The sequence below is a fragment of the Sphingomonas phyllosphaerae genome (assembly GCF_036946485.1).
Classification (GTDB): domain Bacteria; phylum Pseudomonadota; class Alphaproteobacteria; order Sphingomonadales; family Sphingomonadaceae; genus Sphingomonas; species Sphingomonas phyllosphaerae_E.
In genome coordinates, this window is the sequence record NZ_JAQIJA010000005.1 from 1,447,295 (window position 1) to 1,466,398 (window position 19,104).

Genomic DNA, 19,104 nt, shown 5'->3' on the forward strand with positions numbered 1-19,104 from the left:
GTTTTGGCATCGGCACGCGCGCACGCTCCGCCGTGGTTTTCGGCCATATTCCGGCAATCGCGGGGCTGATCCCCGGATTTCCCCGAATATCCCTTCTCATCCCGTTTTAACCCTGATACGTAAGCTCGACGACATTGGGGGCAGAACCACTGTTGTTTGCTGACGGCAACGTCGGCGCGCGGCGAGGGCTGTGCGCCGGGCAGGATGGTTGTGCGCTCCGGGTGCGAGGTGGGCGTGGTCGACAGGGTGGATTATCAGGGAAAGGGGCTTGGTCTTGTCGACGACAAGGGCCGGGTCGCGATTCCGAACACCTTGCGCGCAACGCTCGCCAAGAACGCCCCGCGCGAGGACGGCAAGGATGGCGGCACCGTCATCATCGCCCCGCACCCCGAACATCGCTGCCTGATCGCCTATGATCCCGGCTTCGTGCCGTTCTGGAAGGCGAAGCTGGAGGCGCTCGACGCCGCGCAATTCGCGACCAGCGGGCGCACCGACTATAACATCCTCGACCGCGCCGGCGGCGCCGAGCCCCTGCCGTTCGACGGCTCGGGCCGCTTCATCATGCCGACGTTCGAGCGCCGCTACGCCCGCATTCAGGGGGCGGCGGTCTTCCTCGGCGCGTTCAACTGGATCACGATCTGGGCACCCAACGTGCTGATCGAGACCCCGGGGATCGACCCCTTCCTCAAGGAGTATGTGGAATTCACCTGCGAGGACAAGGGGATACCCCTGTCATGAGCAGCGCCGCCGCCCCGCACATCCCCGTCCTGCTCGACGAAGTCGTCGCCGCGCTCGCCCCTGCCCCCGGCGAGCGCCACGTTGATGCGACCTTCGGTGCCGGCGGTTACACCCGCGCGATCCTCGCCACCGGCGCGACGGTGATCGCGTTCGATCGCGACCCGGATGCGATCGCCAACGGCCGCGCGCTGGAGGAAGACGCGGCGCTGACGCTCGTCCCCGCCACCTTCTCCGCGCTCGAATCGGAACTGGCGGCGCGCGACGCGGTGCCGGTCGATGGCGTGACGATGGACATCGGCGTGTCGTCGATGCAGCTCGATCAGGCGGAGCGTGGGTTCTCGTTCCAGTCGGACGGTCCGCTCGACATGCGGATGAGTCAGGAAGGCATGTCGGCCGCCGACTTCCTGAACGAAGCCGAGGAAGAGCAGATCGCCGACGTGCTCTATCGCTATGGCGAGGAGCCCAAATCGCGGCGGATCGCGCGCGCGGTGGTCGCGGCGCGCCCGCTCACCACGACCGCGCAATTCGCGAATGTGGTCCGCAAGGCGCTCGGCCATCGCCCGCACGACAAGAAGGACCCGGCGACACGCGCCTTCCAGGCGGTGCGCATCCATATCAACGGCGAGCTGGACGAGCTGACGCAAGGGCTGGAGGCCGCCGAGCGCGTGCTGAAGCCCGGCGGGCGGCTGGCGATCGTCACCTTCCACTCGCTGGAGGATCGCATCGTCAAGCGCTTCCTGCGCGACCGCTCGGGCGCTGCCCCCGGTGGGTCGCGGCACATGCCGGTCACCGCGCCAATGCGCGAACCGACCTTCGAGATCACCGCCCGCGCGATCCGCGCGGGCGAAGCGGAGCTGGCCGCCAACCCGCGCGCCCGCTCCGCCACACTTCGCACTGCCCGGCGTACCGGGGCGGCACCTTGGCGTTTGGAGGCGTAACGATGGCGGCGATATATCGGTTGAAGGGGCTCGGGTGGCTGACCGGCTGCGCGATCGTGGCGATCGGCTTCTATCTCGTGTCGTCGCAGGTCGCGGCCGAGCGCAAGCGGCTGGAGCAGGTCGACCGCCGCATCCTGAGCGCCGAACGCGACATCCGCGCGCTGGAAACCGAGTTCGACGTGCGCGCCAACCTCGCGCAGCTCGAGCGCTGGAACGGCAACACGCTGGCGCTGACGGTGCCGACCGCGCAGCAGTTCGTCCGCGACGAGCGCGCGCTGGCGGCGCTGTCGCCGGTGCAGGGCCTGCCCGCGCCGGGCCGCGACGTGCAGATCCAGACCGCGCAGCTGATCGTCCCCCGCCGCGCCCGTCGCCACCGTCATCCCCGCGGTCGCCACCGCCAGCGCCACGACCACGCCCGCCGTCGTGAAGGTCGCCGCGGTGCAGGTCGCCGCCGCGACGCCGGTCACCGTCACCAAGGTCGCTGCCCGCGCGGCCGCCGCGCCGGTCAAGGTCGCCAAGGTCGCGATGCTCGATCGCGGGCTGCTCAGCGACAACACGATCGGTGACCTGCTGAGCGGCGCGCGCGCCGAACGGAGCCGCTTGCGGTGACCACCCTGGTCGCCCGACCGCTTCGCGCCGGCCGCTCGGGCGACCAGCGCCAGCAATTGCTGGCGACGCAACACCTGCGCCTGATGATGCTGATGCTGCTGTTCGCGGCGGCGGTGCTGATCGTGATCGGGCGGTTGGCGATGCTCGGGCTGACCGAAGGCGGCGAGCGCGGCAACGCGCCGGTGCTGGCCGCACCGCGCGGCGATATCGTCGACCGCAACGGCGCGCCGCTGGCGCGCACGATCGACGCCTGGACGATCGGCGTCCACCCGAAGAAGCTGCTCGGTGACCCTTCGCAGATCGCGCAGAAGCTCGCCGACCTGATGCCCGATCGTGGCGATCAGGCGTGGTTCTATGCGCAGATCACGCGCCCGGTCAGCTTCACCTATCTCAACCGCCGCGCCAGCCCGGCGCTGGTCGAGGCGGTCAATGCGATCGGCGAGCCCGGCATCGTCTTCGAGCGCGAGACGCAGCGGCTGTACCCGCAATCGACGCTCGGCGCGCATGTGCTCGGCTTCATCAGCGGCGGCCACGGGATGAGCGGGATCGAGCGCGCGCTTGATGAGCGGCTCACCAACCCGGCCACCATCAACCAGCCGGTCACGCTGTCGATCGACACGCGCGTGCAGGCCGCGATGGAGAGCGAGCTGGGCCGCGCGATGACCACCTTCTCCGCGCGCGGTGGCGGCGGCATCGTGCTCGACGTCCACACCGGCGAGGTGGTGGCGATGGTGTCGCTGCCGACCTTCAACCCGAACCGCGTCGGCATGTCGGGCAGCGAGCAGCTCCGCAACATCACCACGCAGAGCGTGTTCGAACTGGGCTCGACCTTCAAGCCGATCACCATGGCGGCGGCGATCGACAATGGCGTCGTCACCTCGATGGAGCGGCGCTTCGACGCCACGCATCCGCTGCAGGTCGGGCGATTCACGATCCATGACGAGCGCGGCGATCCCAAGCGCTGGCTGAACATGGCGGAGACGCTGATCTATTCCTCGAACGTCGCCACCGCGCGCGTCGCCGACGAGGTCGGGCCGGAGCGGATGCAGGCGATGTTCAAGAAGCTGGGCTTCGACACCCGCCCGGACATCGAGATCCGCGAGAAGGGTCGCCCGCTGTGGCCGACCTTCTGGGCGCGCACCACGACGATGACCACCGCTTATGGCCATGGCATCGCGGTGACGCCGCTGCACCTCGCCAATGCCTATGCCGCGCTGGTCAATGGCGGGACGTGGCGCCCGGCGACCTTGCTCAAGGTCCAGCCGGGCCATGAGGTCGCAGGGCGGCGCGTGATCAGCGAGGCGACCAGCGCGCGGATGCGCCAGATGCTGCGGCTGATCGTGTTGCGCGGCACCGGCCGCAAGGGCGACGCGCCGGGCTACCGGGTCGGCGGCAAGACCGGCACCGCGGAGGCGGCGGTGGCGGGCGGCTACGACCGGTCGCGCAATGTCGCGACCTTCGCGGCGGCTTTTCCGATGGATGCGCCGCGCTATGTGGTGGTCGCGATGCTCGACTCGCCGCTGGGGACCAAGGAGACCTTCGGGTGGAAGACCGCCGCGTGGAACGCCGCTCCGGTCGTCGGTCGCACGATCGCGCGCGTCGGCGCGATCCTGGGCGTGACCCCCGACGACAATCGCGACATCGACGTGTCGGACATCGTTCCCACCTTGTGGGAGGACCCCGATCGCGCGCCGAAGAGCGGTGGGCAGTGAGGACGCGGGCATGAAGCTGTCGCAACTGGTCGAGGGCGGCGGCGAGCAGGCTGTCACCGGTTTCGCGATCGATCACCGCAAGGTCGCGCCCGGCACGATCTTCGGCGCGTTCGAGGGCGCGCGGGTGAACGGCGAGGATTATATCCCCGCCGCGATCGAGGCGGGTGCGGTGGCGGTCGTCGCGCGACCGCAGGCGCAGGTCGAGGGCGCGCTCCACATCCGCGACTATAATCCACGCGAATGTTTCGCACGGCTGGCGGCGCGCTTCTTCGCGCCCTTCCCGGAGACGGCGGTCGCGGTCACCGGCACCAACGGCAAAACCTCGACCGTCGAGATGACGCGGCAGCTCTGGCGCATGGCGGGGCATCATGCGGCGTCGATCGGCACGCTGGGGGTTGCGACCGCCGATGAGCGCGTCGTGACCGGCTTGACCACCCCCGATGTCGTGACCTTCCTGTCGAACGTCGCCGGGCTGGCGCGCGAGGGCGTCACGCATGTCGCGTTCGAGGCGTCGAGCCACGGGCTCAGCCAGTATCGCACCGAGGGATTGCCGGTGCGTGCGGCGGCCTTCACCAATCTCAGCCGCGACCACCTAGACTATCATGGCGATATGGCGGCCTATTTCACCGCCAAGCTGCGGCTGTTCGCGCAGGTGCTGGCGGACGGCGGCACCGCGGTGGTGTGGGTCGACGATCCGAATTCGGAGCGCGTGATCGATATCGCGCGCGAGCGTGGCAATCGCGTCTTCACGGTCGGCGAGCATGGCGACGACCTGCGGCTGGTCGCGCGCGCGCCGACCTTGCTTGGGCAGGGGCTGACGATCCGCGCCGACGGCGTCGACCACCGCGTCACGCTGCCGCTGATCGGCGGCTATCAGGCCGCGAACGCGCTGGTCGCCGCCGGGCTGGTGATCGCGACCGGCGGCGATGTCGCGCAGACGCTTGCCGGCCTTGCGCGGTTGCAGCCGGTGCGCGGGCGGTTGGAGCGGGCGGCGATCACCGCGGGCGGGGTGCCGGTCTATGTCGACTATGCGCACACACCCGACGCGATCGAGGCGGCGTGCGCCGCGCTGCGCCCGCATGTCGAGGGGCGGCTGATCCTCGTCTTCGGTGCGGGCGGCGACCGCGACGCGGGCAAGCGCGTGCCGATGGGACAGGTCGCGGTGGCGAGCGCCGAGGTGGTGATCGTCACCGACGACAATCCCCGTACCGAGGACCCGGCGGCGATCCGCCGCTCGGTCCTCGAAGGCGCGCCCGGTGCGCGCGAGATCGGCGACCGTCGCGCCGCGATCGCCGCGGCGGTCGCAGAGGCGCGCGCCGGGGACATCGTGCTGATCGCGGGCAAGGGCCACGAACAGGGGCAGATCGTCGGCGACCTCGTGCTGCCGTTCGACGACGTGACGGTCGCGCGCGAGGTGGCGGCGTGACGCTCTGGACCGCCGCCGAGATCGCCGCCGCCACCGGCGGCACCGCCGCCGCCGACTTTGTCGTCGATGGGGTCGCGTTCGATTCGCGCGAGGTCGGTGAGCGCGACCTGTTCATTGCGCTGACCGGTGAGACGACCGACGGCCACCGCTTCCTCGACCAGGCGTTCGCGCAGGGCGCGGGCGGCGCGATCGTGTCGCAGTCGACCGCGCATCCTGCGGTGCGGGTCGATAACACCTTCACGGCGCTCGAAGATCTTGCTCGCGCGGCGCGCGCGCGGGTGGCGGGCAAGGTGATCGGGGTCACCGGTTCGGTCGGCAAGACCTCGACCAAGGAGGCGCTGTTCGCGGCGCTCGACCGCGCGCCGGGCGTGCGCGCGCATCGCTCGGTCAAGAGCTACAACAACCATACCGGCGTCCCGCTCAGCCTCGCGCGGATGCCGGCCGACACCGATTTCGCGGTGCTGGAAATGGGGATGAACCATCCCGGCGAGCTGGCGCATCTAACCACATTGGTGCGCCCGCATGTCGCCTTGGTGACCGCGATCGCACCCGCGCATACCGAATTCTTCCCCGACGAAAGCGCGATTGCGGACGCCAAGGGCGAGATTTTTCGCGGTCTGGAGCCCGGCGGGACCGCGATCGTGCCGTTCGACAGCCCGCATCGTGACCGGTTGATCGAGGCGGCGAAGCCCTATGCGGGCCGGATCGTCACGTTCGGGCTCACGCGCGAGGCCGATGTGTGCGCAAGCGATGCGATGGTGGTGCGCGGTGGTGGCACGTTCGTCAGCGCGCGCGTCGGCGGGCGCGACCTGAGCTTCACGATCGCGCAGCCGGGACGGCATTGGGTATCGAACGCGCTCGCCGTGCTGGCGGTGGCGGATGCGGTCGGGGCCGATCTGGCGCTGGCCGGGCTCGCGCTGGGCGAGCTGGGCGGGTTGCCGGGACGCGGCGCGCGGCTGACGGTGCGCGTCGGCGACGGCGAAGCGACCGTGATCGACGAAAGCTACAACGCCAACCCCGCCTCGATGCGCGCGACGCTGGCGGTGCTGGCGCAGGCGGGCGGGCGGCACGTCGCGGTGCTCGGCGAGATGCGCGAGCTGGGCGAGGGCTCGGCGGACTTCCATGCCGGGCTGGCCGACGAGGTCGTCGCCGCGCGCGTCGAAACGGCCGTGCTGGTCGGCGAGGCGATGCGCCCGCTGGCCGCAGCGCTTGAGGGGCGGGTCGAATTCGTCCATGTGCCCGATGCCGGCCAAGCGCTAGAGCGCTTGCGGACGCTGATCCGGGCGGGCGATACCCTGCTCGTCAAGGGATCGAACGGCGTCGGCCTGTCGCGACTGGTCAGCGGCCTTGCCAACGGGATGAGTTGAGTTGCTGTACTGGATCGCCGAACAACTCGGTTTCGCGGGCGGGTTCAACCTGATCCGCTATCAGACGTTTCGTGCGGGCGCGGCGGTCGCGACCGCCTTGTTCATCGGCCTGATCATCGGGCCGCGCTTCATCGGCTGGCTGCGCGTCCGGCAGGGCAAGGGGCAGCCGATCCGCGCCGACGGCCCGCAGACGCATCTCGCCAAGCGCGGGACGCCGACGATGGGCGGGCTGATGATCCTCACCAGCCTGGTGCTGTCGGTGCTGATCTGGATGGACCTGCGCAACCCGTTCGTCTGGGCGTGTCTGTTCGTCACGCTCGGCTTCGGCGCGATCGGCTTCCTCGACGATTATGACAAGGTGCGGAAGGCCAGCACCGCGGGCGTGTCCGGGCGGGTCCGGCTGTTGCTGGAATTCGCCATCGCGGGCGTGGCGGCGTGGATCGTGATGCAGGAGAATGGCTCCGGCCTCTATTTCCCGTTCACCAGCCGCTATTTCGTCGACCTCGGCTACTTCTATCCCGTCTTCGCCGCGTTCACGATCGTCGCGTTCGGCAATGCGGTGAACCTGACCGACGGGCTCGACGGGCTGGCGACGATGCCGGTCATCATCGCCAGCGTCGCGTTCATGCTGATCGTCTATCTGGCGGGTAACGTGAAGTTCGCCGATTACCTCGGCATCCCGCACGTCCCGCGCGCGGGCGAGCTGGCGATCTTCTGCGGCGCGGTGATCGGCGGCGGGCTGGCGTTCCTGTGGTACAATGCGCCCCCGGCAGCGGTGTTCATGGGCGACACCGGCAGCCTCGCGCTGGGCGGCGCGCTCGGCACGATCGCGGTGGTCGCGCATCATGAGATCGTGCTGGGGATCATCGGCGGGCTGTTCGTGGTCGAGGCGCTGTCGGTCATCATCCAGGTGTTCTGGTACAAGCGCACCGGCAAGCGCATCTTCCGCATGGCGCCGATCCACCATCATTTCGAGCAATTGGGGTGGAGCGAACCGACGGTGGTGATCCGCTTCTGGATCATCTCGCTGGTGCTGGCGCTGGCCGGGCTGTCGACGTTGAAGCTGCGATGATCGTTTCCGGCGCCTTCGCGGGGAAACATTATGCGGTGCTCGGGCTGGCACGCTCGGGCGCCGCGACCGTTCGTGCGCTCGTTGCTGCGGGCGCGCGGGTGACGGCGTGGGATAGTGATGCGGAGAAGCGGGCGGCCCTTACTCCCTCTCCCCTTGGGGGAGAGGGTTGGGGTGAGGGGCTGGAGCCTCGCAGAGAGGGTGGTCTCGGTGAGACACCGGCCCCTCACCCAACCCTCTCCCCAGAGGGGAGAGGGCTAGAGGTAATCGACCTCGACGAATTCGACCTCGCCACCGTCGACTCGCTCGTCGTCTCACCCGGCGTGCCGCTCAATACGCACCCGCTAGCGGCGAAGGCTCACGAGACGGGCGTGCCGATCATCGGCGACATCGAACTCTTCGCGCAGGCCCGCGCGGACCTCCCAGCGCACAAGGTCGTCGGGATCACCGGCACCAACGGCAAGTCGACCACCACCGCGCTGATCCACCATATCCTCGACACCGCCGGCATCCCCGCGCGGATGGGCGGCAATATCGGGCTGCCGATCCTCGCACAGGAGCCGTTGCCGGAAGGCGGGGTCTATGTGCTCGAACTGTCCAGCTACCAGATCGACCTGACGCAGACGCTCGACTGCGACGTCGCGGTGCTGCTCAACGTCACCCCCGATCATCTCGACCGCTACGACGGCTTCGACGCCTATGCCGCCAGCAAAGCGCGGCTGTTCGCGATGCAGTCGCCCGCGCATGTCGCGATCGTCGATTACGAGGCCGAGGCGGAGCTTGAGGTGCTCGCCGACGCGCCCGTAGGGCTCAACGTCCGCTTCATCGACGGCGTGCCGCTGCCCGGCGAGCAGTCGCGCTGGCCGTCGCTGCAAGGCCCGCACAACGAACAGAATGCCAAGGCCGCGGTCGCGGTCGCCGAGGCGCTGGGGGTCGACCCCGAGACGATCGAACGCGCGCTCGAAACCTTCACCGGGCTGCCGCACCGTATGGAGCGGATCGCGACGCTGAACGGCGTGGCGTGGATCAACGACAGCAAGGCGACCAATCCCGAAAGCGCCGCGCCCGCGCTCGCCGCCTTCCCGCGCATCCACTGGATCCTCGGCGGCAAGGTGAAGGGCGACGATCTCGATGCGTGCCTGCCGCATCTCGGCAATGTCGTGCGCGCCTATACGATCGGCGAGGGTGGCCCGCGCTTCGCCGCGGTGCTGCGCGGGCAGGTGCCCGTCGCCGAGGTCGAGACGCTGGAGCGCGCGGTGAAGCTGGCGGCGCAGGAGGCGGAGCGCGGCGACGTCGTGCTGCTGTCGCCCGCCGCCGCCTCGTTCGACCAGTTCCGCGATTTCGAGCAGCGGGGCGCGGCGTTCCGCGCGGCGGTGGAGGAGCTGGCATGAGCGCGACCCGAACCGAGCCGGCGCGTCCCGGCGTGTCGCTGCGCAACCGCGGCGGGCGCGGCGATCCCTCGCCGCTGGGGACGTGGTTCTGGGACATCGACCGCGTGTTGCTGCTGCTCGCCTTGTTCCTGATCGCGATCGGGCTGATCGCGGTCGCCGCCGGCTCGCCGGTCAGCGCGACGCGCTATTCGGGCGAGCATCTGCACTTTGCGCCGCTGCATTATTTCTGGCGGCAGGTGATGTGGGTGGCGGTGTCGCTGCCGGTGCTGTTCGGCGTCTCGATGCTCCCGCTGACGATGGCGCGGCGCATGTCGCTGATCGGCGCGGCGGTGTGCGTCGCGTTGATGGTGCTGGTGCCGTTCGTCGGGGTCAGCGTCAACGGCGCGCGGCGCTGGGTCGGGTTCGGGTTCGCGCAGTTCCAGCCGTCCGAATTCCTCAAGCCGTTCTTCGTCGTGACGGTCGCGTGGCTCTTGTCGTTCAAGTCGCGCGATGCCGAGCTGCCGGTGACCGCGATCACCGCCGCGCTGACCGGATTGATCGCGATGCTGCTGATGTTGCAGCCCGATTTCGGGCAGACGGTGATCTTCTGCATCATCTGGCTGGCGCTGGTGACGATCGCGGGAACGCCGACGCGGGTGATCCTGGGTTTCCTGTCGATGGTGCCGGTCGCGCTGGTCGCGGCCTATCTGTTCTACAGCACCGCGCGCAAGCGGATCGACGCCTTCCTGTTTCCCGGCGTCGAGGGCGAGGGCGCGGCGGATCACTTCCAGACCAATGCCGCGCACAACACGCTGACCTCGGGTGGCTGGTTCGGGACCGGGCCGGGCGCGGGGACGGTCAAATACGGGCTGCCCGAGGCGCATACCGACTATATCTTCTCGGTGATCGGCGAGGAGTTCGGGCTGCTGGCGTGCATGATCGTCGGGCTGGCGTTCCTCGCGATCGTGGTGCGGGTGTTCGTCAAGCTGCTCGACGAACAGGATCCGTTCCGGCTGCTCGCCGCCTCGGGGCTGGCGGTGCAGTTCGGCGCGCAGGCGCTGATCTCGATGGCGGTCAACACCGGGCTCGCGCCGTCGAAGGGGATGACGCTGCCGTTCATCAGCTATGGCGGGTCGTCGATGGTCGCGCTGTCGATGGGAATGGGGCTGTTGCTCGCCTTCACGCGGCGCAACCCGTTCCTGCTGCGCAGTCCGTATATCGCGCAGCAACGCTGGAGCGCCGAATGACGCAGGTCCGCGATTTCCGCCCCCGCCATTACGTGCTCGCCGCCGGCGGGACCGGCGGGCATATGGTGCCGGCCGCCGCGCTCGCCGCCGAGCTGATGAAGCGCGGCCACCGCGTTGCCTTAGTCAGCGATGCGCGCGGGGTGCGCTTCCCGGGGCTGTTCGAGGGCGTGCAGACGCATGTCATTCCCGCCGGGCGCTTCGCGGGTGGGCCGCTCGGCTGGGCCAAGGCGGCGCGGCTGATGGTGCAGGGGCGGGCGATGGCGCGCGACCTGTACCGCACGTTCAAGCCGGCGGCGGTGATCGGGTTCGGCGGCTATCCGGCTTTCCCGGCGCTGTCGGCGGCGTTCGCCGAGAAGATTCCGACCGCGATCCACGAACAGAATGCGGTGCTGGGGCGCGTCAACCGGCTGGTGGCGGGGCGCGTCGACGCGATCGCGACCAGCTATGCCGAGACCGAGCGGCTCAATCCGCGCCACCGCGCCAAGGCGCATCTGATCGGCAACCCGGTGCGCGAGAGCGTGCTGGCGTTGCGCGCCAAACCCTATCCGGTGCCGGACGAGGACGGCATCTTCCGCGTGCTGGTGACCGGCGGCAGCCAGGGCGCGTCAGTGCTGAGCCAGGTGGTGCCCGACGGGCTGGCGCTGCTGCCGGTCGCGTTCCGTCGCCGCTTGCAGGTGACGCATCAGGCGCGGATCGAGGACATCGACGCGGTGCGCGAGAGATACGCCAGCCTCGACATCGCCGCCGATCTCGCCACCTATCTGCCCGATTTGCCCGAGCAATTGGGCTGGTCGCATCTCGTCATCGCGCGCGCCGGTGCGTCGACGATCGCCGAGCTGACCGCCGCCGGTCGCCCGGCGATCCTTGTGCCACTGCCCTCGGCGACCGACGACCACCAGACCGCCAATGCGCGCGAGATCACCGCCGCGGGCGGCGCGCGCACGATCCAGCAGACCGCCTTCACGCCGACGGAACTCGCCAAGCAGATGCAGAAACTCGGACTCGACCCCGAAGCGCTCGGCAATGCCGCCACCCGCGCGCGGGCGTGCGGTGCGCCTAATGCCGTCACCGACCTCGCCGATCTGGTCGAAAGCCTCGACGCGCCGCGCGCGCGGGTGATGGTCGGCAAGGCGCACACGCGGAAGGCGTTCGCATGAAGGGGGTCGCCACCGACATCGGTACGATCCACTTCGTCGGGATCGGCGGGATCGGCATGTCGGGCATCGCCGAGGTGATGCACAATCTCGGCTACAGGGTGCAAGGCTCCGACGTCGCCGAGGGCTATGTGATCGAGGGACTGCGCGCGCGCGGCATCGCCGTGACGATCGGGCACGACGCCGCCAATGTCGAGGGCGTGGCGGTGGTCGTGACCTCGACCGCGGTGAAGCGCGGCAACCCCGAGGTCGAGGCGGCGCTGCGCAACCGGATACCGGTCGTGCGCCGCGCCGAGATGCTCGCCGAGCTGATGCGGCTGAAGTCGACCGTCGCGGTCGCGGGCACGCACGGCAAGACCACGACGACCTCGATGGTCGCGGCGCTGCTCGATGCTGGCGGGGTCGACCCGACCGTCATCAACGGCGGGATCATCAACAGCTATGGCTCGAACGCCCGGCTCGGGGCGAGCGACTGGATGGTGGTCGAGGCCGACGAGAGCGACGGCAGCTTCCTGCGGCTCGACGGCACGATCGCGGTTGTCACCAACATCGATCCCGAGCATCTCGACCATTATGGCAGCTTCGACCGCGCCAAGGACGCCTATGTCGAGTTCGTCGAGAACGTGCCCTTCTACGGCGCGGCGCTGTTGTGCCTCGACCACCCCGAGGTGCAGGCACTGATCCCGCGCGTCCGCGACCGGCGGATCGTCACTTATGGCTTCGCGGCGTCGGCGGATGTGCGCGGGGTCAATGTCACGCCCTATCCGGGCGGCAACCGCTTCGAGGCGCTGATCCGCGCGCGGGACGGCGCGGTGCGCTCGATCGAGGGGATCGACCTGCCGATGCCGGGGCGGCACAACGTTCAGAACGCGCTCGCCGCGATCGGCGTCGCGCTCGAGCTGGGGATCGACGACGCCACGATCCAGAAGGGCTTCGAGCGCTTCTCGGGGGTCAAGCGGCGCTTCACCAAGGTCGGCGAGGTCCATGGTGCGACGATCATCGACGATTACGGCCACCATCCGGTCGAGATTCGCGCGGTGCTCGCCGCGGCGCGCGAGAGTGCGCAGGGGCGCGTGATCGCGGTCGTGCAGCCGCATCGCTACTCGCGGCTCGGCAATCTGATGGAGGACTTCCGCGGCGCGTTCAACGACGCCGATCAGGTCTATGTCACCCCGGTCTATGCCGCGGGCGAGGCGCCGGTGCCCGGTGTCGACGCCGAGGCGCTGGTCGCGGGGTTGCAGGAGCGCGGGCATCGTCAGGCGGCGGTGGTGGCGGACGCCGCCGCGCTGGCTGCGGTGCTGGCGGACGAATTGCGCGCAGGCGATCAGGTGATCTGCCTCGGCGCGGGCGACATCACCAAATGGGCGGCCGGGCTCGCCGCCGCGATCGGGGAACGCGCATGACCAACTGGTTCGACGCCGCGATCAACTGGCAGAAGCAATTGCTCGACACGCAGCGCCGCGCGCTGGAGGCCGGTCGCCACGCCACCGACGCGGGCGCGGCGCTGATCGCGGCGCAGGAGGCGACGCGGCGCGCGGGCGAGGCGAACGTGGCGGCGTGGCAGGCATGGGCGCAATTGTGGCGGGCCGGGCCGTGGTGAACGCGCTTCCCGAGGTTCGCGGGCGGCTGACCCCGCACGCGCCGCTGGCACCGCTCGTCTGGTTCAAGGCGGGCGGGGCGGCGGAATGGCTGTTCGAGCCCGCCGATGCGGACGACCTGTGCGCGTTCCTTGCGGCGCTCGATCCGGCGGTGCCGGTGATGGCGCTGGGGCTCGGCTCGAATTTGATCGTGCGCGATGGCGGGGTGCCCGGCGTCGTGGTCCGGCTCGGCAAGCCGTTCGCGACCGCGACCGCGCTCGACGACGTGACGCTGCGCTGCGGCGGCGGGGCGAGCGGCATCCTTGTGTCCTCGACCGCGCGCGATGCGGGCGTCGCCGGGCTGGAGTTCCTGCGCTCGATCCCCGGCACGGTCGGCGGGTTCGTGCGGATGAATGGCGGCGCGTACGGGCGCGAGACCGCCGACGTGCTGGTCGAAGCCGAGGTGGTGTTGCGCACGGGCGAGCGGCGGACGCTGGCGGCGGGTGAGCTTGGCTATACCTATCGGCATTCTGATTTGCCCGACGGCGCGGTGGTGATCGCCGCGACCTTCCGTGGTGCGGCCGGTGAGCCCGCCGCGATTCAGGCCGAGATGGACCGGATCGCCGCCGCGCGCGAGGCGTCGCAGCCGTTGCGGTCGAAGACGGGTGGGTCGACGTTCAAGAACCCCGACGGGCACAAGGCGTGGGCGCTGGTCGATGAGGCCGGGTGTCGCGGGCTGCGGCGCGGCGATGCGCAGGTGAGCGAGAAGCACACGAATTTTCTGCTTAACCTCGGTGCTGCGAGCAGCGCGGATATTGAGGCGCTGGGTGAGGATGTCCGGGCGCGCGTGAAGGCGGCGAGCGGCGTGGAGTTGGAATGGGAGATTCAGCGGGTGGGTTTGGTGTGTGACGAGAGCCCCCGCCCCTTCGGGGAGGGGGTTGGGGGAGGGGCCGGTGTCTCACCGAGCCCGACCTCTCTGCGAGACACCGACCCCTCACCCCAGCCCTCTCCCCAGAGGGGAGAGGGAGTATGAGCCTTCACATCGCCGTCCTCATGGGCGGCTGGTCGGCCGAGCGCGAGGTGTCGCTCTCCTCCGGTAACGGCGTCGCCGACGCACTCGAGTCGCTCGGTCACCGCGTCACGCGCATCGACATGGGGCGCGACGTGGCCGCTAAACTGGCCGACGCCGCACCTGATCTCGTCTTCAACGCGCTCCACGGCACGCCCGGCGAGGACGGCAGCGTGCAAGGTCTGATGGACCTCATGGGCCTGCGCTACACGCATTCCGGGCTCGCCACCTCGGTGATCGCGATCGACAAGGTGCTGACCAAGCAGGTGCTGGTCCCCGCCGGCATCCCGATGCCCGGTGGTCGAATCGTGAAAAGCGCCGACGTCCACGACGCCGATCCGCTGCCGCGCCCCTATGTGCTGAAACCGGTCAACGAAGGCTCGTCGGTCGGCGTCGCGATCGTCACCGATCAGGGCAATTACGGCAACCCGATCGCGCGTGACGCGACCGGGCCGTGGCAGGAGTTCGACGAGCTGCTCGCCGAACCCTATGTCCGCGGGCGCGAGTTGACCACCGCCGTGCTCGGCGACCGGGCGCTGGGCGTCACCGAGCTGCGCCCGAAGTCGGGCTGGTACGATTACGACGCCAAATATACCGACGGGATGACCGACCATATCTTCCCGGCCGAGATCCCCGACGACATCACGCAGGCGTGCATGGCGCTGGCGTTGCAGGCGCATCGCGTGCTCGGCTGCCGCGGCACCAGCCGTTCGGACTTCCGCTGGGATGACGAGCGCGGCGTCGACGGGCTGTTCCTGCTGGAAGTGAACACCCAGCCGGGGATGACCCCGCTGAGCCTCGTCCCCGAACAGGCGCGGCATACCGGCATGAGCTACCCGCAGCTGGTGCAGGCGATCGTCGACGAGGCGATGGTCGGGGCGAGGGGATCATGAGCCGCACGATCAAGCGCGGCGCCGCCCCGCCGGGGCGCCGCCCGACCCCCAACCGCCGGCGCATGCCCAAGGCGTCGTTCGGCGACCGGCTGCTCGCGAAGATGCCGATCAGCGAGGACGCGCTGCGCAAGGCGGTGACGTGGACGGTGCTGGGCGGGGTCGGGGTCGCGACGTTGTTCGTCGCCAATCTGTTGGGCGTTCCGCAGGCGATCGGCGCGGGCGTCGCCGAGGCGGCGGGGCGCGCCGGGCTGCGCGTCGAGCAGGTCGACATCACCGGGCTGAAGCGGATGGATCGCGAGACGGTCTATGCGGTCGCGCTGGAGGACCAGTCGTCGCGCGCGATGCTGCGCGTCGATCTGGAGCGCGTCCGCGAACGGTTGCTCGCTTATGGCTGGATCGCCGACGCCTATGTCGCGCGGCGGATGCCCGACCGGCTGGTGATCCACATCACCGAGCGCGAGCCGGCGGCGATCTGGCAGGACAAGGGGCAGTTGACGCTGATCGACGCGACCGGGCGGCTGCTCGCGCCGGTCGCGCCGACGCATATGCCCGACCTGCCGCTGGTGATCGGCCCCGGCGCGAACCAGCAGGAGCCGGGCTATCAGGCGCTGCTCGCCGCCGCCCCCGCGCTGCGCCCGCGCATCCGCGCCGCGACCTGGGTCGGCAACCGCCGCTGGGACCTGACCTTCACCACCGGCGAGACGCTGGCGCTGCCGCAGGACGGCGCGCCGCAGGCGCTGATCAAGTTCGCGCAGATGGACGGTGCGGACCCGTTGCTCGGCAAGGGCTGGCTGCGTTTCGACCTGCGCGATCCTGCCAAGATGTACGCGCGCCGCGCCGGGCAGGACAAGCAACAGGTCGCGGACGACGGCCGCAACGACCCGCCCGCCGATGCCGCGGCGGCGACGGGCAACAACGTGATCGGCGACAATGACCGAACGATCGAGGCGCGCGCCGGGGAAGCGCTGCGTTCCGGCGAAGCATGAGGGGGTAGAGCGATGGCGAAGGTGGCACCCGACGGCCTGATTACCGCGCTGGACATCGGATCGTCCAAGGTATCGGCGATGATCGCGCAGAAAGGCGATGGCGGCGAACTCAACGTGCTCGGCACCGGCCAGCGCGAGAGTCGCGGCGTCAAGCGCGGCTATATCGCCGACATGGACGCCACCGAGGTCGCGGTGCGCGAGGCGGTGGAGCAGGCGGAGCGGATCGCGGGCTTCAACATCGAGAACGTCTGGGCGGGCTTCTCGGCGGGCGGGCTGGTCAGCGACGAGGCGTTCATCGAAGCCGAACTGGGCGGGATGCGCATCGAACAGGCCGATATCGACGCCTTGCTCCACGAAGGGCGGCAGTCGATCGATCCGCAGGGACGGATGGTGCTCCACGCGCAACCCGCGCTGTACACGCTCGACGGGCTGACCGGGGTCAAGAAGCCGCTCGGGCTACACGCCGACCGGCTCGGCGTGCATATCCATGTCATCGCCGCCGATGGGTCGCCGGTGCGCAACCTCGACCTGTGCGTGCGATCGGCGCATTTGGAGGTGAAGTCGATCATCGCCTCGCCGGTCGCCACGGGCCTCGCCTGCCTCACCAGCGAGGAGCGAGATCTGGGCGTCGCCTTGGTCGAGATCGGGGCGGGGATCACCAACGTCTCGCTGTTCGCGGGGTCGATGTTGGTCGGGCTTAAATCGATCCCGTTCGGCGCGGCGGACATCACCGACGACATCGCTTCCGCCTTCGGCACCACGCGGTTGCAGGCCGAGCGGATCAAATGCTTCCACGGCTCGGCCAATGCGTCCCCGCGCGACAATCACGAGATGGTCACCATCCGCGAGCGGACGCAGGAGGAGGATTCGGAGGCGCTGCAGATCACCAAGGCGGCGCTGATCGCGGTGATCCGCCAGCGGCTGGAGCATCTGGTCGGCGAGATTCAGGCGGCGCTGAAGGAACTCAAGTTCGAGGGGCCGGTTGGTCGGCAGGTGGTGCTGACCGGCGGCGGCGCCGAGTTGAAGGGCATCGCCGATTATGCGCAGCAGGCGCTGGGCCGGTCGGTGCGGATCGGTCGCCCGCGCGGGCTGACCGGGCTGCCGGAGGCGCACGCCGGCCCGGGTTTCGCGACCCTGGCGGGGCTTGCGTTCTTCGCGGCCAGCGACCCCATCGACCTGCGCGGCCTCGCGCCGACGCAGCAGATGGTCCACCGTCAACGCGGGCTGCGGGGCTTCTGGAAGCTCGTTCAGGCCGCGAAGGCGAATTATTGACGCGACAACAGGGCGGTTGACGGTGTTTCCTCTTTCACCGCGCGCCCGCATGTTGCACATCGGTGTAAACGGCCCGTTATGAACCATGCGATGCGGGCGGACGGAGTATAGTTGCGATGAGCATCGAATTCATCACGCCCGATCTCGACGACCTGACCCCGCGGATCACCGTGATCGGCGTCGGCGGGGCTGGCGGCAATGCGATCGCGAACATGATGCGCGCGGACGTGCAGGGCGTGAACTTCCTGGTCGCGAACACCGACGCGCAGGCGCTCAAGCAGTCCGAGGCGGAGCAGAAGATCCAGCTCGGCGCGAAGATCACGCAGGGGCTGGGCGCGGGCAGCCGTCCGGAGATCGGCCGCGCCGCTGCCGAAGAGACGATCGAGGAACTGGGCCGGCTGCTCGAGGGCAGCCACATGTGCTTCATCGCCGCGGGCATGGGCGGCGGCACCGGCACCGGCGCGGCCCCGGTCATCGCCAAGGCGGCGCGTGACATGGGCATCCTGACGGTCGGCGTCGTGACCAAGCCGTTCAGCTTCGAGGGCAATCGCCGTTCGAAGTCGGCCGAGGCGGGTATCGAGGAGCTGCAGAAGTTCGTCGACACGCTGATCGTGATCCCGAACCAGAACCTGTTCCTGGTCGCCAATGCGAATACCACGTTCAAGCAGGCGTTCGAAATGGCCGACGAGGTGCTGCAGCAGGGCGTGCGCGGCATCACCGACCTGATGGTCATGCCCGGCCTCATCAACCTCGACTTCGCCGACGTCCGCTCGGTGATGCAGGAGATGGGCAAGGCGATGATGGGCACCGGCGAGGCGGAAGGCGACGACCGCGCGCTGATCGCGGCGCAGAAGGCGATCGCCAACCCGTTGCTCGACGGCGTGTCGATGCAGGGCGCGAAGGGCGTGATCGTCTCGATCACCGGCGGCGACGACATGCGCCTGCTCGAGGTCGACGAGGCCGCCAACCACATCCGCGAGCTGGTCGACCCGGACGCGAACATCATCTGGGGCTCGGCGTTCAACCCCGAGCTGGAAGGCAAGATCCGCGTCTCGGTCGTCGCGACCGGGATCGAGAGCACCGGTCAGGCGGCCGCGCCGGCCGCCGCCAGCGCGCCTTCGGAGCCGCCGCGCACCTTCAGCTTCTCCGCACCGCGCCGCACCGACGCCGCACCCGCGGCACCGGTCGCCGCCGCCCCGGCGCCGACGCCCGCGCCGCAACCGGTCGCCTATGAGCCGACCCCGGCCGTCCCGCCGCAGCAGCCGAGCGGCGCCGCCGCGGGTGCGATGGCCGAGGGCGTGCCGCCGGCCAACGGCGGTGTCGGCGTCGATCCGTCGCCCGCGCGTCCGGCCGAGGACGAGCTGGTGCTGGGCGCCGAGTCGCTGGTGCCCGCACCCGCCGCGACTCCGCCGGCCGGCGAGGCGCAGCGCCGCCGCTTCCTGTCGCCCGGCACGCCCGAGGAGGAGACGCCGGCTCCGGCCGCGCCGCGCGTCAAGCTGGGCGGGACGCTGTTCGAGCGGATGCAGAACGCCACCCGCAATGCCGGCGGCCGCGCGGTCGAGGAAGAGGGACGCGAGCCCGGCGATCTGCCGCGCTTCCTGCACCGCCAGAACAACCAGTAATCGTACCGGCTGGCGGTGCGCGGATCGACCGCGCGCCGCCGCTCAGGCTCGCTTC

The 19,104-nt window shown here is 69.9% G+C and carries 17 protein-coding genes; all 17 read left to right on the top strand.

Going from position 1 to position 19,104, the window contains the following annotated elements; genetic code table 11:
• Nucleotides 1-234: 234 nt before the first annotated feature.
• The 17 genes from PGN16_RS15470 to ftsZ all read left to right on the top strand — a co-directional run bounded on the left by PGN16_RS15470 (nucleotide 235) and on the right by ftsZ (nucleotide 19,049).
• Nucleotides 235-738: a division/cell wall cluster transcriptional repressor MraZ gene (locus PGN16_RS15470; protein WP_028966908.1), complete on the top strand. Its 504-nt coding sequence runs from the start codon at nucleotides 235-237 to the stop codon at nucleotides 736-738.
• Nucleotides 735-1,676 (top strand): 16S rRNA (cytosine(1402)-N(4))-methyltransferase RsmH, encoded by a 942-nt coding sequence (gene rsmH, locus PGN16_RS15475; RefSeq protein WP_335310248.1) that lies wholly within the window; start codon nucleotides 735-737, stop codon nucleotides 1,674-1,676. The genes PGN16_RS15470 and rsmH overlap by 4 nt, the downstream gene beginning before the upstream one ends.
• 2 nt (nucleotides 1,677-1,678) lie before the next feature.
• The gene (locus PGN16_RS15480) at nucleotides 1,679-2,242 is read left to right on the top strand and encodes a hypothetical protein (protein ID WP_335310249.1); all 564 of its coding nucleotides are present in this window, start codon (nucleotides 1,679-1,681) and stop codon (nucleotides 2,240-2,242) included.
• Nucleotides 2,243-2,281: 39 nt separating this feature from the next.
• Entirely contained in the window at nucleotides 2,282-3,997 is a 1,716-nt protein-coding gene (locus PGN16_RS15485) for a peptidoglycan D,D-transpeptidase FtsI family protein (RefSeq protein ID WP_335310250.1), read from the top strand.
• 10 nt (nucleotides 3,998-4,007) lie between these two features.
• The gene (locus tag PGN16_RS15490; RefSeq protein ID WP_335310251.1) at nucleotides 4,008-5,423 is read left to right on the top strand and encodes a UDP-N-acetylmuramoyl-L-alanyl-D-glutamate--2,6-diaminopimelate ligase; all 1,416 of its coding nucleotides are present in this window, start codon (nucleotides 4,008-4,010) and stop codon (nucleotides 5,421-5,423) included.
• The gene (locus PGN16_RS15495; protein ID WP_335310252.1) at nucleotides 5,420-6,790 is read left to right on the top strand and encodes a UDP-N-acetylmuramoyl-tripeptide--D-alanyl-D-alanine ligase; all 1,371 of its coding nucleotides are present in this window, start codon (nucleotides 5,420-5,422) and stop codon (nucleotides 6,788-6,790) included. Before PGN16_RS15490 ends, PGN16_RS15495 begins: the two co-directional genes overlap by 4 nt.
• 1 nt (nucleotide 6,791) lies before the next feature.
• On the top strand, nucleotides 6,792-7,862 hold the full coding sequence (mraY, locus tag PGN16_RS15500) for a phospho-N-acetylmuramoyl-pentapeptide-transferase (RefSeq protein WP_335310253.1): 1,071 nt from the start codon (nucleotides 6,792-6,794) through the stop codon (nucleotides 7,860-7,862).
• Nucleotides 7,859-9,250 carry a UDP-N-acetylmuramoyl-L-alanine--D-glutamate ligase gene (murD, locus tag PGN16_RS15505; RefSeq protein ID WP_335310254.1) on the top strand — a complete coding sequence of 464 codons (1,392 nt, stop codon included), beginning with the start codon at nucleotides 7,859-7,861 and terminating at the stop codon, nucleotides 9,248-9,250. Before mraY ends, murD begins: the two co-directional genes overlap by 4 nt.
• Nucleotides 9,247-10,476, top strand: coding sequence for an FtsW/RodA/SpoVE family cell cycle protein (locus tag PGN16_RS15510; RefSeq protein WP_184504231.1), 1,230 nt, complete (start codon nucleotides 9,247-9,249; stop codon nucleotides 10,474-10,476). Before murD ends, PGN16_RS15510 begins: the two co-directional genes overlap by 4 nt.
• Nucleotides 10,473-11,633: an undecaprenyldiphospho-muramoylpentapeptide beta-N-acetylglucosaminyltransferase gene (gene murG, locus PGN16_RS15515; protein WP_335310255.1), complete on the top strand. Its 1,161-nt coding sequence runs from the start codon at nucleotides 10,473-10,475 to the stop codon at nucleotides 11,631-11,633. Before PGN16_RS15510 ends, murG begins: the two co-directional genes overlap by 4 nt.
• Nucleotides 11,630-13,033 carry a UDP-N-acetylmuramate--L-alanine ligase gene (murC, locus tag PGN16_RS15520; RefSeq protein WP_335310256.1) on the top strand — a complete coding sequence of 468 codons (1,404 nt, stop codon included), beginning with the start codon at nucleotides 11,630-11,632 and terminating at the stop codon, nucleotides 13,031-13,033. The genes murG and murC overlap by 4 nt, the downstream gene beginning before the upstream one ends.
• Complete coding sequence (locus tag PGN16_RS15525; protein ID WP_335310257.1) at nucleotides 13,030-13,230, top strand: hypothetical protein; 201 nt, start codon at nucleotides 13,030-13,032, stop codon at nucleotides 13,228-13,230. The genes murC and PGN16_RS15525 overlap by 4 nt, the downstream gene beginning before the upstream one ends.
• Complete coding sequence (gene murB, locus PGN16_RS15530; RefSeq protein WP_335310258.1) at nucleotides 13,227-14,240, top strand: UDP-N-acetylmuramate dehydrogenase; 1,014 nt, start codon at nucleotides 13,227-13,229, stop codon at nucleotides 14,238-14,240. Before PGN16_RS15525 ends, murB begins: the two co-directional genes overlap by 4 nt.
• The gene (locus PGN16_RS15535; protein ID WP_335310259.1) at nucleotides 14,237-15,169 is read left to right on the top strand and encodes a D-alanine--D-alanine ligase; all 933 of its coding nucleotides are present in this window, start codon (nucleotides 14,237-14,239) and stop codon (nucleotides 15,167-15,169) included. Before murB ends, PGN16_RS15535 begins: the two co-directional genes overlap by 4 nt.
• Complete coding sequence (locus tag PGN16_RS15540) at nucleotides 15,166-16,155, top strand: cell division protein FtsQ/DivIB (RefSeq protein WP_335310260.1); 990 nt, start codon at nucleotides 15,166-15,168, stop codon at nucleotides 16,153-16,155. Before PGN16_RS15535 ends, PGN16_RS15540 begins: the two co-directional genes overlap by 4 nt.
• Nucleotides 16,156-16,167: 12 nt before the next feature.
• Nucleotides 16,168-17,427, top strand: coding sequence for a cell division protein FtsA (gene ftsA, locus PGN16_RS15545; RefSeq protein ID WP_335310261.1), 1,260 nt, complete (start codon nucleotides 16,168-16,170; stop codon nucleotides 17,425-17,427).
• A 116-nt stretch (nucleotides 17,428-17,543) separates the two neighbouring features.
• Nucleotides 17,544-19,049 (top strand): cell division protein FtsZ, encoded by a 1,506-nt coding sequence (ftsZ, locus tag PGN16_RS15550; protein WP_335310262.1) that lies wholly within the window; start codon nucleotides 17,544-17,546, stop codon nucleotides 19,047-19,049.
• Nucleotides 19,050-19,104: the final 55 nt, after the last annotated feature.